The organism is Metabacillus litoralis, from assembly GCF_020524045.1.
Taxonomy (GTDB): domain Bacteria; phylum Bacillota; class Bacilli; order Bacillales; family Bacillaceae; genus Metabacillus; species Metabacillus litoralis_C.
In genome coordinates this window covers 119,459-137,663 of the sequence record NZ_JAIVKL010000005.1, presented here as the reverse complement: position 1 = coordinate 137,663, position 18,205 = coordinate 119,459, and the positions used below count along the sequence as shown (strand labels likewise).

Annotated in this window: 11 protein-coding genes and 1 pseudogene; 3 read left to right on the top strand and 9 right to left on the bottom strand. The window is 34.7% G+C overall.

The genetic code is table 11. The annotated features are described in order from the left end of the window. Window positions 1–157: 157 nt before the first annotated feature. Window positions 158–1,444 (bottom strand): glycoside hydrolase family 27 protein, encoded by a 1,287-nt coding sequence (locus LC076_RS09140; protein ID WP_226667895.1) that lies wholly within the window; start codon window positions 1,442–1,444, stop codon window positions 158–160. Window positions 1,445–1,731: 287 nt separating this feature from the next. Here LC076_RS09140 and LC076_RS09135 point away from each other — a divergent pair, with 287 nt between their 5' ends. Then, complete coding sequence (locus LC076_RS09135; RefSeq protein WP_226667892.1) at window positions 1,732–2,622, top strand: helix-turn-helix domain-containing protein; 891 nt, start codon at window positions 1,732–1,734, stop codon at window positions 2,620–2,622. 294 nt (window positions 2,623–2,916) lie between these two features. Here LC076_RS09135 and LC076_RS24350 read toward each other — a convergent pair whose 3' ends face one another. Further along, window positions 2,917–6,447 carry a LamG-like jellyroll fold domain-containing protein gene (locus LC076_RS24350; protein ID WP_319005498.1) on the bottom strand — a complete coding sequence of 1,177 codons (3,531 nt, stop codon included), beginning with the start codon at window positions 6,445–6,447 and terminating at the stop codon, window positions 2,917–2,919. Between the two features lie 426 nt (window positions 6,448–6,873). Between LC076_RS24350 and LC076_RS09120 the strand changes: the two are divergent. After that, window positions 6,874–7,788: pseudogene (locus LC076_RS09120) on the top strand (glycoside hydrolase family 43 protein); the annotation flags it as partial. A gap of 18 nt (window positions 7,789–7,806) precedes the next feature. Continuing rightward, window positions 7,807–8,235: an RICIN domain-containing protein gene (locus tag LC076_RS09115; RefSeq protein ID WP_226668522.1), complete on the top strand. Its 429-nt coding sequence runs from the start codon at window positions 7,807–7,809 to the stop codon at window positions 8,233–8,235. A gap of 94 nt (window positions 8,236–8,329) precedes the next feature. Here the strand turns inward: LC076_RS09115 and rhaA are convergent, their stop codons facing one another. The 7 genes from rhaA to LC076_RS09080 form a co-directional block, all read right to left on the bottom strand. Beyond that, window positions 8,330–9,583: an L-rhamnose isomerase gene (rhaA, locus tag LC076_RS09110; protein ID WP_226667889.1), complete on the bottom strand. Its 1,254-nt coding sequence runs from the start codon at window positions 9,581–9,583 to the stop codon at window positions 8,330–8,332. 5 nt (window positions 9,584–9,588) lie between these two features. Continuing rightward, window positions 9,589–11,004, bottom strand: coding sequence for a rhamnulokinase (gene rhaB, locus LC076_RS09105; RefSeq protein WP_226667887.1), 1,416 nt, complete (start codon window positions 11,002–11,004; stop codon window positions 9,589–9,591). 465 nt (window positions 11,005–11,469) lie between these two features. Further along, window positions 11,470–12,432: an AraC family transcriptional regulator gene (locus LC076_RS09100; RefSeq protein ID WP_226667885.1), complete on the bottom strand. Its 963-nt coding sequence runs from the start codon at window positions 12,430–12,432 to the stop codon at window positions 11,470–11,472. A gap of 292 nt (window positions 12,433–12,724) precedes the next feature. Then, window positions 12,725–13,489, bottom strand: coding sequence for a DeoR/GlpR family DNA-binding transcription regulator (locus LC076_RS09095; RefSeq protein ID WP_226667884.1), 765 nt, complete (start codon window positions 13,487–13,489; stop codon window positions 12,725–12,727). A 391-nt stretch (window positions 13,490–13,880) separates the two neighbouring features. Beyond that, window positions 13,881–15,950, bottom strand: a complete 2,070-nt coding sequence (locus LC076_RS09090) for a bifunctional aldolase/short-chain dehydrogenase (protein ID WP_226667882.1) — start codon at window positions 15,948–15,950, stop codon at window positions 13,881–13,883. 107 nt (window positions 15,951–16,057) lie between these two features. Beyond that, window positions 16,058–16,777 (bottom strand): LutC/YkgG family protein, encoded by a 720-nt coding sequence (locus LC076_RS09085; RefSeq protein WP_226667880.1) that lies wholly within the window; start codon window positions 16,775–16,777, stop codon window positions 16,058–16,060. A 3-nt stretch (window positions 16,778–16,780) separates the two neighbouring features. Next, window positions 16,781–18,205: a LutB/LldF family L-lactate oxidation iron-sulfur protein gene (locus LC076_RS09080; RefSeq protein WP_226667879.1), complete on the bottom strand. Its 1,425-nt coding sequence runs from the start codon at window positions 18,203–18,205 to the stop codon at window positions 16,781–16,783.

Below are 18,205 nucleotides of genomic sequence, written 5' to 3'. Positions count from 1 at the left end.
TGTTCAGCCCTAGGTAGCATAAGACGAAGGGTTTATTTTTCCCTCGAGATTCTAGTGGAAAACAAAGTCTGAAGCTTTCTTATTACATAAAAAAGCAGTGTCAAATAAGTAACACTGCTTTTGATCCTGTAGCTACAAAATTAACTTAAATAGATTACTATAAATCTATTTTTAATAGCATTGAAGAATGTGGCAATAATTCATAGCTAATACCACTATCCATAATATCCACTTGCTGTTGCTTCCATAAATCTCTAACTTGAGTTTTTACTATATTGTTCAACCCTAATGCCTCAAATTTCACAGATACTTCCTGCTTATCATTCGATATATTAAATAACGCCACATAGATTTCATTTTCACCTTTAGCTGTCCAAACCACTTTATCTTTTTCCCTGTAGACTTGACGAGCACTATGACTATTTCGATGCATATCAAGGACTTCTTGATTAGTAAGCAAAGATAATGTCCATTCATCATTATCTCTTAATTCCCCACCAAACATTAATGGAGAACGAAAGATTGACCACAACGTCATCATAGTTATTTGCTCATCTTTTGTGAATCTTGTATACCGATCACTTGCACCTCCATCAACTGACCGAATTCCAATATGTCCTAAAGGTAGCATGTCAGCATCTGGCCAATAACCAGGTCCTATATTTTTACTCCATTTATAACAACGATCAAACATGTTATAAAGCAATTCCCACAAATCCCAGAAATCATCAGTCATGCGCCACATATTTGCATTTTCTTCAAGCAAGCTTGCCTGATCTAATGGAGCAGGTCCTGGTGAAAGACTTAAAACCATTTGACGACCACAATTATCTATTGCCTTTCTTATCATTTGGATTTCATCTATGTGTGGACCATATAGCTTTGAATCTGCAATATCATCGACCTTAAGAAAATCGACTTCCCATTCTGCATATAATTTAAAAAGAGAATCATAGTATTCTTGAGCACCTTCTTTTACAAGATCAACACCATACATATCTGTATTCCAAGGACAAATTGAATTAGGTTTAGCTATGTCTCTTGCAGTAATATTTGTGCCAAGGATAGGTGTATTTTGGTGAACAGCCTGACGCGGAATTCCTCTCATAATATGAATACCAAATTTCAATCCAAGATTATGTATATAATCAGCTAATGGCTTGAAACCTTTTCCATCCTTTGCTGACGGAAATCGATTTTCGGCTGGTATTAATCGAGAGTATTCATCCATTTCTAAAGGAACAAATGGACGATAAGCAGAAGAAACAGCCCCAGATTCTGACCACTGTATATCAACAACAACATACTCCCAACCATATTGCTTTAAATGAGCTGCCATATAATCTGCATTTCCTTTTACTTCATCTTCTCTGACAGTAGCACCATAACAATCCCAACTATTCCACCCCATTGGAGGCGTTAGTGCATATTGATGATGTTTCATATTTCTCCCCTACCTTTCAAAAAAGTAATCGTTTACAAAAATATCTGCATTTATTAAAATAAATCTAAACTACAAGTTGAACGAATGTATTTTTTGCTATATGATTATTTGTACGTACATTAAGATTAAGGTACTGAATAGATATTTGTCAAGGTATAAAACAGGGCTATCACCCTATTAAAACTATTATCATCAATGACTTAGATTGTTGTTTTCCTGTTTCTTCATAACAATGTGTACTCTATTATTCCAGATACCCTATGTAAAAAAACTGAGGAGGACCAAAATTGTACGAACAACCAGCATTTAAAGAATATACTTTCATTCCGGATAAGACCTTCCCTCTGAATATATTCAAGGTCTCTCCACCTAATGGAACAGGAATCCCTTTGCACTGGCAGGATCATATGGAATTCATTTTGATCAGGAAAGGAAAATTTCATGTACAGATACAAGAACAGTTCACAGAATTGTATGAAGGTGACGTATTATTTGTAAATGCAAATGAAACTCATGGTGCTTATTCCATGACAGAAGGTTCTGAGTTGATATCAATTGTTTTTAATGAAGCTTTAATCCGTAATCTATCACTTGATAGCACTGAAAAGAAATATGTTCTTCCTATTATTAACCAAGAATTAAAGATTCCTAGTATTATTAAGGCTAAAAATCCCGTAGCTAGTAGCCTAACAAGCTTATTAGAAGAATTGTATTTAGAATACATAGAAAAGAAAAAGGGTTTCGAACTCTTCATTAAAGCAAATCTTATTCATTCTATCGCATTAATTTTTCGATTATCAGAGGCAAAACTTGATTCTATTCAAAGTAATCGAGAAGACACATCAATTCAAAGCATACTCATATATCTTAGTGAAAATTTTCAAAAACAGATTACTATTACAGAAGCAGCAACTTATTGTAACCTAAGCCCTAATTATTTTTGTTATGTGTTTAAGAAAACCACTGGTAAAACATTTGTAGAATATGTAAATATGTTACGTGTTCATGAAGCAGATCGGTTATTAAGAGAAGGCTCTAACTCTATTAGTGAAGTAGCTTATCAGGTTGGTTATTCGAACCTTACATATTTCGGAAGAGTCTTTAAACAATATAAAACTTGCAGACCACGTGATGTTGTTAAGGAAGTAAGAGAAGCAAAGGAAAGTGTTCATACTTAACGAATTCCATTATAAGCAATAACAATAAATATACAAAAAAAGCCTTCTGAACGGATTCAAAAGAATCATGTTCGAGAAAGCTTTTTTGCTATTTTACAAGGGTTTATTCGAATATTTTATTGTTTTTAATGGATTATTTGATAAACATACATTCGTTTCATTTCGCTCCAGACACTCGCTTCACTTTAAAGGAGGCAGTGTCTGGAACTCCATTCCATTATAGTGAGTACATATTAAACAATCTTAAAGAAAACTGTATTAATAAGTGCTCATATAAAAATTTCTGAAAAAATCTTAATTAGCCATACCATTCTTTCTTCTTTGTAAGAAGAAGAATACTCCACCAATGACTAAGATCATAATACCCATTGCTAGGAAGTTAAAAGATGAAGTAGCAGTGTTTGGTAGCTCATAGCTTTCTGTTGAAGCACTTGCTAGTTCTAATACTTCTTCTTCATTTTCAATCTCCACAACTGAATAGATACTCAAGTGATCTGTTGATACATTCACTTTACCATCTTTGTAAACTGCACCTTCGACAATTTCCCATTTCTTTGTGTCTTCATTGAAATATACAACTCTAAGGTTATCAGTATTTTTCACTTTTTTCATATCTACTTCAAACGATAACTCAAGTGGTACTTGGAATGAATGTAACGTTGCATCCCCCACTTTAATCGTAAAGTCATAGATTCCACTAACAAATCTTGAGTCTGTTGTATCCTTTATACGTTTAATTTCGACATCTGCTCCTGCCTCAATCATACTAAGCGGAATGCTGATGCTAGATCCAACACCTTTTGGAGAGAAAAGAACCTGTTCAACGCCTTTGTCTTTTAACAAACTAATGTTCTCTTTTGTCAAAGTAAGCGTAGCCTTAGGCGATTTCTCATTCTTGAATTCAATGATAAGTTGACCATTGTTTTCTTTAATTTTTTCTAATTCTTTGTTATCTATTATTACTTTACCATCTTTCACTTTAGGTGAAACAGTTGCTGGTTTTTTATCTTTCTTTGGTTTCTCTTTTTCAGGACTTGGTGTTGTTGGCGTTTCTCCTCCATCACCTTCACCTGGTTGTTCTGGTGTTGTTGGCGTTTCTCCTCCATCACCTTCGCCTGGCTGTTCTGGTGTTGTTGGCGTTTCTCCTCCATCACCTTCGCCTGGTTGTTCTGGTGTTGTTGGCGTTTCTCCTCCGTCACCTTCGCCTGGTTGTTCTGGTGTTGTTGGTGTTTCTCCTCCATCACCTTCGCCTGGTTGTTCTGGTGTTGTTGGTGTTTCTCCTTCGTCACCTTCGCCTGGCTGTTCTGGTGTTGTTGGTGTTTCTCCTTCGTCACCTTCGCCTGGCTGTTCTGGTGTTGTTGGTGTTTCTCCTCCGTCACCTTCGCCTGGTTGTTCTGGTGTTGTTGGTGTTTCTCCTCCATCACCTTCGCCTGGAGGTGTTGGTTGTACCTTACCTGGTACTTCTCCAGTTTGATAGTAATCTAATATTTCCTCTTCAGATAAAGACATATTATCATAAATTAATAACTCATCCATTAGACCTTTGAATGGAGTATCCCAGAAATTAACTCCTAAAGCAAAGACTCCGTCAGTTGTTGTAAATACATCTCCGAAATTTTCTCCTGAATACGTATTTACTCCGTTAATATAAATGTTTAGTGTCCCATTGTTAACTGTAAAAGCAACATGTGCCCATTCATTTGTGCTTAATGCTAAATTAGTGTTTGCATCAACCCAATTACCATTACTTGTTGACCAAATCATTGTGTTATGTTGTACCCAGTCGCCGCCTTGTGGAACAAAACTTACCCAATTATCCTGATTTCTCGCTCCAAAAAAAGCAGTTGTAAAGTTTGTTTTTTCTTCTGGATTTAACCAAAATGAAACAGTATATTCATTACTCGAAATGAGTCCATTTGGTAACCGAATACCTGATGATCCATCAAATATAGCAGCTTGTCCAACTTTACCAACACCATACGTATTGGTTCCATCAGTACTTTCTATAGTAGCACCAGTTACTGTTCCTTCTTCAACATTTCCTGTACTGTCTTCGATATTATCCTCAAAAGCATAGTGAGCTACTAATTTACCCTCTTTTTGATGTAAAACAACTACTGAGAATTCTTTCGTTGTAGTAAATCCACCTTTTGTAATTGTTGCTGTTAATGTAACCGTAGCATCAGCATCATTTGGACGTGTAACTGCTCCATCCTCTGAAACAATCTCCGGATGAGTTGATTGCCATTTAATTTCAGTATTACGATAACCTTCTGTTGGAAGTGTTAAGTTACTAATTACCTTGCTTGTATCACCAAGATCTAAGTTATTCTTCACTTGTTCTACAAGCTCTTCATCTGTTTGAGTGATTGCTTTACTCCCCCATATTGCAATACCTTCAGAAGATAAAGTAGTAAAAGTCATTAAATAACTCTGAGTAGTGGGATCCCATTGACGAACAAATACTCCATCATAAGTTTGCCCTTCTACTTGTAACTGTACTTTATTATCATCAATAAACTCCCATGTACCTGTAACTTCACCAGTAATGGTTCCATCACTATTTAAGCCTACAAGAACCGACTTTTTAATTTCTGCAGTAATATCTTTGCCATGATTAATAAGTTTATATTCTCCGATAACATCTGCTTCTGTAACAGTTTCTAATGATTCTCCTGCATACTGATAAGGAGATACTACAGGCCAGCCATTTGAATTCGTATACATTTTATGAACACGAATTTCATGCTGTTCGCCTCTTTCAGGAAAACGAGTATGGAAGATTAAAAATTGTTCTCCAGTTTCTTCATCATAGTAAACTGAGTTATGACCAGGTGAAACATATCCAGTTCCAATACCTGTTCCTGGTTCTCCAACTTTTCGATCAAATAAGAAGTTACCCATCAATTTCACACCGAAAGGCTCTATTGATGCATCATCAAATATAGGAAGATCAGGATTAGCCTTCACATCAATCATGTCATTTCCTTCTGCATCAAGATAAGGACCATCTGGATTTTCTGAACGAACAACTCGCATATTATACCCACCAATTGCATCAAGTCCACCAAATGATAGGTACATATAGTAATAACCTGTTTCTGGAACATATTGAATATATGATGCTTCTATTCTACTATGATTTCCTCCAAGTAGTTTTTTCCCATATCCTTGATCTGGTAAAGGTTTACCAGTTTCCGGATCCATTTCTAAAATGAAAATCCCACCAGAATAAGAACCATAAGTCATCCAAAGCTTACCTTCAGAATCAAAAAATGTATCAGGATCTACAGCATTTGGATGGATTGTTGCATCATAAATTGTTCCATCTTCACTAATTTGGTCCCACATACCTGACTTTAAAATAATTCCTAAATCTTCATAAGGACCTTCTACTGAGTCTGCAACAGCAATACCAAGTGCAGAACGTGGAGAGTCTCCTTTACATGCATTGTAGTACATATAAAACTTTCCATCTTCAAGCTGAATAACATCTGCTGCCCATAACGTATCTGTTTCAGCCCATTCAAAAGTTTCTTTTAAGTTCTCTCTTACATCATCAAATAACGGATTATCTGCATTAACTTCAGATGCAAACTTGTCCCATTTCATTAAATCTGGAGATTTTGCAGCTGCCAAGTGTGATCCGAATACATAAAACATGTCATCAACCTTGATAACAGAAGGATCATGTACAGATGCATTTTGAAAAACAGGTACCTCTGCTGCTTGAACCTTAGGTACATGTTTAAATGCTGAACTAGGAATAGCAATGACGAATACAAATAATAAAATCAAAAACTTTTGCAACAACTGTTTCTTCATTTTCTCCTTCACCTCTTCTTTTATGACGAAGCTTTATTTATGTAATTTATACGCTCCACCAATTAAGTTTTTTTAAAAAACCCTTACAAAACTGAATTTTCAATTTGTAAGCGCTTTTCCTTTACGAAATTTATCGTATTATACACATACGTACATGTCAATATATTTTATCTCATGTAAGGTTAACTTTTTATAAAATCATTGTTAATTGTACGAACCTATTTTATAATTGAATTCAGTCACCAAGTGTTTCATACATAACGCAAAAATGATAGCGCTTACTTTAGTGGTTATCAATCTAGTTAAATGACGAAAGGAGGTTTCCTAATAGGAAATAGTATTAGATAACAAAATAACGGAGGGATACTTTTGATTAAACAAAAACGCTGGAAAGTAAAAGGAAAGTTTATTTTATTAACCGTTCTAATGGTTTTTACACTTACTCAAACTGTTTCTGCTTCTTTTTGGAATTTATCAGGAGATGTTATGTTACACGATCCGTCAATCATTAAGGAAGGTAACACATGGTGGGCTTTTGGTACTGGAGAAGCTGATAAAACCGGCATACGAGTTTTGAGATCTGACAATGGTACCAATTGGTCTGCAACACCTGTTATTTTCCCACAGCCTTTATCGTGGTGGAGCAACTATGTTCCGGGCCATACAAGTGCTCAATGGGCACCAGATGTTAATTATTATAATGGTAGATACTGGGTTTACTATTCTGTATCTAAATTTGGGACAAACACATCTATGATTGGGCTAACCTCTACAGAAAGTATCAATTCTGGTAACTGGAGAGATGACGGATTGGTGATAAGATCCACTTCTACAAATGATTATAATGCAATCGATGGTGATCTGGTTATTGATAAGAATGGAGATCCTTGGCTTTCTTTTGGTTCTTTCTGGAGTGGAATTAAATTAACTAAATTAGATAAAAACACTATGAAACCAACTGGTCAGCTTTATTCAATTGCTGCTAGACCAAACCATCCAGAGCATGCTATTGAAGCACCTAATATTACCTATAAGGATGGTTATTACTACCTGTTTGTTTCTTTCGATAAATGCTGCCAAGGTGTTGACAGCACTTATAAAATTGCTTATGGACGATCAACCAATATTACAGGTCCTTATGTAGATAAAAATGGTGTAAACATGATGAATGGTGGTGGAACAATCCTTGATGCTGGTAATGCTCAATGGATCGGACCAGGTCACCAAGATGTTTATAACAACAACATCATTGTTCGTCACGCATATGATGCGCAAAATAACGGAATGCCTAGATTGCTGATTAATGACCTCTATTGGGATGCTAACGGCTGGCCGACTTATGATAGTAATGATGCAGGTATTCTCACTGGATCCAAGTATAAGCTAATCAACCGTGGAACCGGTAAAATTGCTGAAGTTAACGCTAAAAGTACAGCTGATGGTGCAGATGTGATTCAATGGTCTGATAATGGTGGCACTCATCAGCAATGGACAATCACCAATCTTGAAAACGGTTACTATAAATTAAAAAATGTAAATAGCAGTAAAGCTTTGGAGATCTTTGGCTGGGACACAAATAACAGTGGTGATGCTGTTCAATACTCAGATCTTGGTGGAAACAACCAACAATGGAGCTTTGTTCCACTTGGAAATGGTTACTATAAAATAATTAACCGTCATTCTGGCAAAGCACTAGATGCTTTTGGCTCGACAAATGGCTCAGATATTATTCAATATGATTACCATGGTAGCACTAATCAGCAATGGCAATTAGTAAAGGTGAATTAAGTTTAGTATCGATAAGCAAAATAAATTAGAAAAGTCGTAATTTAAAAAGCACAGCATAAATTAAATTATGCTGTGCTCTTCTATACCTTATATTTTATCTTTGAGAAAGAACGTCCTTCTCATATTTCTTCACATCTTCCAACCAAGCTTCCTTCACAGGTACCCCCATTTGCTCACAATAATAATCCCAAATTGCGCCAAATGGATATGTTTTGAATTCTTCTATTAAAGCTAATCGTTCTGTAAAGTTTCCTTCTTCTTGTAATTGTTTTAAATGCTCGTTTGGTATAAGCATTGCATTCAGTAAAGATTTAATCATGTTACGAGTCCCAATTGTCCAAGCCGCCACACGATTTATACTAGCATCAAAGAAGTCTAGTCCGATCATAACTTTATCTAGTGCATCATTACGTACGATTTCTAGAGAAATTTCTTTAAGCTCATCATCAAGTGTCACAACATGGTCGCTATCCCAACGAACTGGTCTTGATACATGTAATGCTAATTTATCACTATATAGCAGCATGGAAGAAATCTTATTTGAAACCATTTCTGTTGGATGATAATGCCCTGTATCCAGTAAACAAAGTTTATCGTTTTTCAAAGCATACCCTAAATAAAATTCATGTGAACCAACAACATAAGATTCAGATCCGATGCCAAATAATTTACTTTCCACGGCATCGATATTAAATTGCTCATCAATTTGCTCTTCAAAGATTTTATCTAATGACTCTTTTAAACGAACTCTTGGTGTTAATCGATCACTTGGTACATCTTTATACCCATCAGGAATCCAGATATTTGTTAAAGTTGGAGTTCCTAGCTCTTTACCGAAGTACCCAGCAATTTTACGACTTGCAATACAATGGTTAATCCAAAACTCACGAATTTCCGGGTTTGGATGTGATAATGTTAAACCATCTGAGGCTTTATCATGAGAAAATAATGTTGGATTAAAATCAAGTCCTAATCCATGTTCTTTTGCCCAATTCACCCAATTCTCAAAGTGTTTAGGCTCTAATTGATCACGCTCTACCACTTCACCATTTGTTTCAGCATAAATAGCATGTAGATTGACACGATGTTTCCCCGGAATTAATGATAATGCCTTTTCTAAATCACTTCTTAATTCTTCAGGTGTTCTTGCTTTACCAGGGTAATTTCCTGTAACATCAATTCCTCCAGATAATTCACCTTTGTTTACTTCAAATCCACCAACATCATCTCCTTGCCAGCAATGAATTGATATTGGTACTTGCTTTAACTTTTCTAGTACGTCCTCAACATTAATGCCCCATTTTTCATACTGTTTCTTTGCTAATTCGTAGCTCTCTTTTACTGACATATTTATCATCCTCTCACGTATTGTGATTTATATGTTTTTACTTCGAATGAATTCTTTATTAACGCTCTTGCTTGCTGAATATCTTCTACTTCTCCTAATGTCATAAGCTGTGCGACAAGATTTCCAATCGCTGTTGCTTCAATTGGACCTGCGCAAACTTCTTTATTCGTGACATTCGCAATCATTTGGTTGAGCATTTCATTTTGGCACCCTCCACCAATAACGTTTATTTTTGGAAAGCTTTTTTCAAAGATTTCTTCAATTTCATTGATTGCTCGTTTATAGCTATTTGCTAAACTATCATAAACACATTTTGCTACTTGTCCTGGAGTTAGAGGTATTTGTTGATTAGTCTCCTGACAATATTGTTGAATTTCTTTTACCATATTTTCTGGTTTTAAGAATCGATCATCATCTACATTAACAATAGATTGAAAGTTTACTTCTTTTTCAGCAAGGGTAACAAATTCGGCAAATGAATAATTGTCATGATAATTTCTCTTTACTTCTTGTATCATCCAAAGTCCCATAATGTTTTTCAAAAACCGAAAACGATAATCCAATCCACCTTCATTTGTGAAGTTATACTTAAGAGCTTTCGGAACACAAATTGGGAAATAGTTTTCCACACCTATTAATGACCAAGTACCAGAGCTAAGATAAATTGTTTCTTCTAGTTCTGGAACAGAAATAACGGCAGAACCTGTATCATGTGTAGCAGGTAAAACTACCTTCATATCAAAGCCAAATTCTGAAACAAGCTCCTTTGATAAAGTGCCTACAACCTCTTTTGGTGGCTGTATTTCAAGAAACATCTCTTTGTTAATTCCTAACTTAGCCAACAATTCATAGTCCCATTGTTTTGTAAATGCATTAACAAGCTGTGTAGAGGTAGCGTTTGTGTACTCATTTGCTTTTTTACCTGTTAATAAAAAATTCAGATATTCTGGAATCATTAAAAATGATTTTGCTTTATCAATTACTTCGGGTGACTTCTTTTTTAATGCGAACAACTGATAAATCGTATTAAACTTTTGAAATTGAATACCAGTCTCCAAGTACAGCTTTTCCTTTGAAATAATCTCAAATACTTCTTCCATGATTCCATCTGTTCTTGGATCACGATATGCTACAGCATCTGTTAATAAATTGTCATTTTCATCTAATAACACAAAATCAACTGCCCATGTATCAATACCAATACTTTCAGGCTTAATATTTAGCTCATTACACTTGTTAATTCCCACTTTTATTTCTTGAAATAAAGCTTCAATATCCCAACAGAAGTGTTCATTTCTTTTTACTATATTATTGTCAAATCGATGAATTTCATTTAATTGTAATTTCCCATTTTCTACATGCCCAAGGATTAACCTTCCACTTGAAGCCCCAATATCTACGGCTAAACTATATTTAGTCATGATTACCACCCTTTTTTTGGAGGCTTTTTCTGTTAAAGTAGTGTTTTTATTACATAAAAATTACTATTCTAAAAGAAAAAGATGCCACTTGACTTTATTCAATGCTGTTTTCTTCAAGTATCTAATAACAACAAAATTTCCGAAAACAGCTCTTATCGAAAACGCTTACTTATTTACATTTTAAAATATTATCTCCCCCTTTACTATAACTTGATTAAACTCTTTTATTGTCCTTATTTGCCATTTTAATGTTGAAAAAATATGTAGTTAATAATTTATGTAGACCTTTGCCAAAAACATTCGCTTTTAAGTGACAACTCTTAAATATTCACCATATTTTCTCTCTTTGACAACCTTTGGATATAAGAAAGACATATATTTCACTACAAATATACAATTCATTTATGCACTTAATAACCTAAAATAAAATAGCCATATCATCTACTTTTATAAGTAGTAATATGGCTATTTTTTCAATATTTCATCTCTATATTTTTTTGGAGTATATCCGTATTTGCTCTTAAATACACGGTAAAAATAACTTATATTTTCATATCCAACTTCTTCTACAATTGAAGTAATCGGTAAAGATGTGTTAACCAATAATTCTCTTGCTACACTTAGCCTTTTCTCCTGAACTAGTTCTTTAAATGTAAATTTTGTTGCCTTTTTAATTTCTTTGCTTAACGTGTAATGTGGAAGACTTAATTTATTAGCCAATTCATACAATGTTGCATCTTTAAATTTCTCGTCAATGTACTTTAGTGACTCAACAATTGTTTGCTGCTTATGGCTCTCCTCTTTATATTTCACTTTATCAGAGTTCTTAATAAGCTCTACCATTAATAACCCCATATATAACTTTATAGTTGATTCTGACATCATCGAAGGATTCATAATTTCAATGATCATTTTTTCGATAAGCTCTTGAACACTTTCAATTTGTGATACAGCAAAATAAAGATATTCTCCATTTTGTGTTTCATTAAAAATACTACTTATTAAAAAATTAGAAATCATATTTTCCGTTGTTAAATATGAAAAGATAAACGAAAAAAATTCTGGTTTAATGATAAAGTTAATGATAATATCTTCTTCTGCACATGCTTCAAGTTCATGTTCAATATGTTGATTAAGGAAAAGAATATCTCCCTTTTTTAATTCAAGTTTTTCATTTCCTACGGTTTGATTAAGTGTTCCATTATAAACATAGTTAACTTCAATATAATTATGCTTATGTTTAGGAAATGGAACAAATCTTGTATGTTTTCGCACCATGATCATTCTATTATTTAAGAATTTTTCCCCTTCAACAATAAAACTTTCCTGACTCGTATAAATCTCTTTTTGCACTTCTCTCTTTGGTTGAAGAACTAATTTCTCTTCTTCATTTAACACTAATAATTCTTGGAAAAGATCATGTTTCATTAATATCCCTCTTTTATATCAAACAGAATCTAACATTGTATTTGCTTTTATTGTAAGGCTCTTTTCTGAAAGAAGGTTGCTAATTGACGTCTTTATCTGTTAGAACTAGTGTATTATTGCTTAAAAGTTATGATCTGTAGAAGAAAAGATGCACTAGACTTTATACAATGCTGTTTCCATCAGGTTTCTAAAACAACAAAGTTTTCGAAAACAGCCTATTATAATTTTATCCCGAATTTTACTTATAAGAAAAACGGCATAGGCTATGCTATCCCGTTTAACCCTTATCTCTTTATACCTTAACAATATGGAGCTGCACACCTTTTTCTTCTAACGCTCGAGCATACGAATCATTCATACGATCATCTGTAATAACACGCTCAACATTTTGGATATCTTTAATTTGGGCAAATGTCCGTACACCAAATTTAGTAGAATCGGCCATTAATATTGTTTGATCTGCAATAAACATCATCTGCTTTTTCAACAAAGCTTGCCACTCATTTGAGTCACTTAACCCTGCATCTATATGAACGCCTTTGCAGGATATAAAAGCCTTATTCACATGATACATATTTAGTGATCTCTCTGCTAGTGGACCAACATATGAAAGTGATTTGGGCTGTAGCATTCCACCAGTAGAAATAACACGAACTTGCTCTTTTTTACTTAGCTCTATCGCTACTTTTATTGAGTTCGTTAAAACCGTTAACGGTAAATCTGGCATCTCTTTTGCCATATACCAAGCAGTTGTACTAGCATCAAGGACAATTTGATCTCCTGATTCAATTAATTTAACTGCCTCAATGGCAATGGCTCTCTTTTGTGCTGCATTTGTAATTTCTCTTTCTGTATATGAAACTTCTGTTTGTTCATCTTGTATACTTACAGCGCCACCATGACTTCGGCGTAATAGGTTTTCTTTTTCTAATTTTTCTAAATCTCGTCTAATAGTTTCTTCTGTTACCTTAAAAATTTTACTTAGTTCTGTTACTCTAACACTTAATTTTTCATTAACAACATCGACAATTTTACGGTGTCTTTCTGCCACAAGCATGTGTATGTGCCTCCTAGTTCTCACAATGAGAAAATAAATTATGAGATTGAGCTTACTTGCCAAAAGAGTCAGCTCTTATGCTTGTAGGCTCTAGATATTATTATGACATAGTATAAACTGAAACGCATCGTTTTTAGTACTTTTATGCTTTCAACTATTAGCTACAAAACAAGGTGTAATAGAATTTTAATCTTTTACACCTTGTTTGTATCCTTATTATTTAGGCTCTTTTCTGAAAGATTGTTGCTAATAGACGTCTTTATCTGCTGTACCAGTAACAGTGTGTTATCGCATAAAAGGTGCGATTTTTACAAGAAAAAAGCACTAGACTTTATACAGAGTTGTTTCATCGTAATTCTAAAAACAAGTTTACGAAAACAGCCATTATTTATTATCTAGTAAATGCAGCTGGAACTCCACCATCAACGGTTATCATACATCCAGTTGTTCTATCTGATTTTGAAGAAGCAAAGAAAAGAATAGATTGCGCAATATCTTTTGGATAAATATTCACTAATAATGTCGTACGTTTACGATAGTGTTCTTCTAATTGATCTGGGTGGATACCATATGCTGCAGCACGTTCTTCTCTCCAGCTTGATCCCCAAATAGCTGATCCTTGAAGAACTGCATCTGGAAGAACAGAGTTTACACGAATACCGAACTCTCCACCTTCTGCTGCAATACATCTAGCAAGATGAGTTTCCATCGCTTTTACAGAGCTATATGCGGCTGCGTTCTTTCCAGCATATACAGAGTTTTTTGATCCGATGAACACCATATTTCCACCAGTGCCCTGTGTTTTCATTTGCTTGAACGCTTCACGAGCAACTAAGAAATAACCAGTTCCAAGAACATTCATGTTTAAATTCCACTCTTTTAATGAAGTTTCATCAAAAGGACTTGAAGTGGCAAGTCCAGCATTATTGACAATTGTGTCAACTCCACCATAAGTTAAAGCCGTTTGTTTGAATGCTTCTTGAACAGCTTCTTCACTGGTAACATCCATTTTCACTGCAAATGCACGTTTTTCACCATATTGTTCATTGATTTCCGCTGCTACCTTTTCCGCACCTTCCAAGTTAAGGTCAGCAATCACAACATGTGCTCCTTCAGCTACAAATTGACGACAAGTTTCACTACCGATTCCACCTGCACCACCCGTTACAAATGCTACTTGTCTTGAAAATTCAGCTTCTGCTGGAGCTAATGATAATTTATAAAGCTCTAAAGGCCAATATTCAACATTGAATGACTCATTTTCATTTAAAGAAACAAAGCTTCCTAGTGTAGTAGATCCTTTCATAACTGCAATTGCACGATGGTATAAAGCACCACTAACATTAGCCATCGGAATATTTTTTCCGCTATTAACCATACCAATACCAGGAATTAAAATAACTCGTGGTGCTGTTTCAGAAATTTTGTCACCTTCGTTTTTATTTCTTTCAAAATATGCTTTGTATTCTTCTTTAAAGTCTTCAATTCCAGCTTTTACTTTTTCTACTAAACTAGCAACATCTTCTGATTGTGGATTCCAATCAATGAATAAAGGTGTCATTTTTGTATGAACTAAATGATCAGGACATGCTGCTCCAACTTGTGATAATTCAGAAGCGTCTTTACTGTTTACAAATTGTAGTACATCTTTTGCATCATCATAAGTTAATAGCATTTTCTTTTCTTCACTAACAGCACCACGAATAACAGGCATCACTTGAGCTAAAATATCTTTACGATCTTCTTCTGGTAAAGCTTCATATTTTTGTCCACCAAATACATTTTCTTCAACAAGTTTTGATTGAATATATTGCTCAGCTTCATTGATAACAGAAATTGTTTTTTCATAGCTTTCTTCGGCCGTTTCTCCCCAAACAACAAGACCGTGTTTTTCCATTAATACTAATTCAGCATTTGGGTTATTTTTCACACCTTCTGCAATCATTTTTGATAAAGTGAATCCTGGACGAACATACGGTACCCAAACAAAACGATCTCCATAAATTTCTTCTGCAATTTGTCTACCATTGTCTGCACAACAAACGCTAATAATCGCATCTGGATGTGTGTGATCAACATGTTTATAAGGTAAGAATGCATGTAATAGAGTTTCAATTGAAGCACGTGGATGCTTACTGTCAATCATACAATGTGCAAGATATGCAACCATCTCTTCATCAGGCATTTCATCACGTTCAATTAAAGGACGAATATCTTCCATTTTTAATCCAGTGAAGTTATGAGCCTTCATTGTTGCTAAATCTGATCCACTTCCTTTAACATACATAACCTCTACATCACGGCCACGGAAATCTTTTTCGATTGTTTTCATTGATGTGTTACCACCACCCCAGTTACATACAGAACGATCTGTTCCAATTAAGTTAGAGCGGTAAACTAATTCTTCAACACCTTGAGATAATGAAGCTGCTTTTTCTTTATTCCATAAACTTTGTACCATTTTCGTTTCCTCCTCTATTGTTTATATCTGTTTTTGTTTGATTATCTGTTTTTAATTATAAACTATGTTTGTTTATTTTTGAAAGTGTTTTTTGTTTATTTTTGAAATTATTTATCATTCACAAGAATATAGGTTGCTTTAATTGGACCATGAACACCAACAATTAAGTTTAATTCAATGTCAGCACTATTACTTGGTCCTGTTATAAAATCAATACAAGACGAAATTTTTTTACCTTCTTGAACTTGTTTGTTGATATATGCAGTTGCTTGAGTCATCCTTGGCACTAATGTACTTTTTGGAACAATAGCAATATAGGTTTTCGGTAATAAACTAACAGATCTGCCCTTGTTTTCACTACTAAATAAAACGACTGTGCCTGACTCTGCTAAAGTCATATCACTAAATGTAATGCCAACATCAGCTTTTTCTGCTGCTTGGATATTTTTTTCTTTTAGTGCCGGATCCCAAATATGAACATCGAAATTCTCTTTAGGTAATTCCTTCAATAACTCATCTTCTAACCCGAACTGTTTATACCGCTCATCTTTCCAAGTTACAACACTTTCAACTTCATATTGTTCGAAAACATCACGGATTTGTTTCGTAAGATTCTCTGAATTTGTTTCGATAAATTGAGTATGAATTACTTCACAATGTTTTTTTAGGACTTCAACTAACTCATCTTTTGTTGCGTCTTTTAATACGTCATATTGTGGAGTTGTTGTCCACTCTGGTTTTGTTACATTCTTTCTTCTTTGTCTTCCTAGTTTTTCAGCAAGATTATTAAGAAATGTTTCTTCATTATGAATTTGTCCTTCTGTCATTATTTATTCGCCTCCTTTGTTCCTCTTTTTATACCAGTCTCTAAATCTCTCTTTATTAGGAGCAGGAAAATCACGCACGTCTGTCCAAGGCTTCATTGGTCCTGGCCCTTTATGAATACTATTATCTTGAGTAAACGGAGCCATAACAGAGGAAGCTGATTTTGTTCCCGCTTTATAAAGACTTGGAGAACTTGCTGCTAATTGATAGCCCTTCATTGCAAGCTTTTCAGCAAAAGGTGACTTTTTCTCATCTTCTACAATTTTTCTACGATGCTTAATTAATAGTTCATGTAGAGGTATTTTTACAGGACATGCATCTGTACATGCTGCACATAAAGATGATGCATATGGAAGCTCTTTATAATCTTCGTATCCACCAAGTAATGGTGTTAAAACTGCACCAATTGGTCCGGCATAAATTGATCCATAAGAATGACCACCAATATGACGATAAACTGGACAAACATTAACACACGCAGCACAACGAATACAGTTGAGTGCACTTTGGAATTCTGTTCCTAATATGTTTGAACGCCCATTATCAACAATCACAAGGTGAAATTCTTCTGGTCCATCTACATCTCCCTCGTCTTTTGGTCCTGTTAAACCAGTAATATAGCTTGTTAGTTTTTGGCCTACTGAGCTTCGACATAGTAAACTTACTAGAACATCTAGCTCTTCCCAAGTTGGAACAATTCGTTCCATCCCCATTACTGTAATTTGCGTTTTAGGTAAAGCGGTTACAAGTCCAGCATTTCCTTCATTTGTGACAAGACTTATAGAGCCTGATTCCGCCACAGCAAAATTACAGCCTGTAATACCTAAATCAGCACTTAAAAATTCCTGACGAAGCTGTTCTCTTGCAAAAAGTGCGAGCTCCTCAGGGATTTCTGATTTATCATAGCCTCGTTTTTCTTTAAACGTATCGCGAATTTGCTCTTTATTTTTATGAAGAGCAGGAACAACAATGTGTGAAGGTGGATCATGATCATCAAGCTGAAGGATATATTCCCCTAGATCTGTCTCAATCACTTCACAGCCTGCTTTTTCAAGTGCACTATTTAAATGAATTTCTTCTGTTACCATTGATTTTGATTTAACAACTTTCTTTGCTTTTTTTTCTTTTGCTACTTTTGATATATACTCATTTGCCTCTTCCTTTGTTGAAGCAAAAAAAACATGTCCACCACGCTTTTTAACGTTTTCACTCAATTGCTCTAAGTAGTAATCAAGGTTTTCAAGCGTATGAGTTCGAATTTCTTCTCCAAGCTTACGCCATTCTTCCCAATTTCCAAGCTCTTCTGTAGCTAAAAGACGCTTTCCTTGCATTCTCTCTTGAGCTGAAACAACTGCATTTCTCATGAACGTATTATTTACACCTTTATCAACACGTTCAAAAAATTTCTCATCACCAATCTTCATCGCCAT

Excerpts from the sequence above, each read along its gene's own strand:
- LC076_RS09140 (WP_226667895.1), bottom strand. The coding sequence starts at position 1,444 with ATGAAACATCATCAATATGCACTAACGCCTCCAATGGGGTGGAATAGT.
- LC076_RS24350 (WP_319005498.1), bottom strand. The coding sequence starts at position 6,447 with ATGAAGAAACAGTTGTTGCAAAAGTTTTTGATTTTATTATTTGTATTC.
- rhaA (WP_226667889.1), bottom strand. The coding sequence starts at position 9,583 with ATGTCAGTAAAAGAGAGCTACGAATTAGCAAAGAAACAGTATGAAAAA.
- rhaB (WP_226667887.1), bottom strand. The coding sequence starts at position 11,004 with ATGACTAAATATAGTTTAGCCGTAGATATTGGGGCTTCAAGTGGAAGG.
- LC076_RS09100 (WP_226667885.1), bottom strand. The coding sequence starts at position 12,432 with ATGAAACATGATCTTTTCCAAGAATTATTAGTGTTAAATGAAGAAGAG.
- LC076_RS09095 (WP_226667884.1), bottom strand. The coding sequence starts at position 13,489 with ATGCTTGTGGCAGAAAGACACCGTAAAATTGTCGATGTTGTTAATGAA.
- LC076_RS09090 (WP_226667882.1), bottom strand. The coding sequence starts at position 15,950 with ATGGTACAAAGTTTATGGAATAAAGAAAAAGCAGCTTCATTATCTCAA.
- LC076_RS09085 (WP_226667880.1), bottom strand. The coding sequence starts at position 16,777 with ATGACAGAAGGACAAATTCATAATGAAGAAACATTTCTTAATAATCTT.
- LC076_RS09080 (WP_226667879.1), bottom strand. The coding sequence starts at position 18,205 with ATGGCGATGAAGATTGGTGATGAGAAATTTTTTGAACGTGTTGATAAA.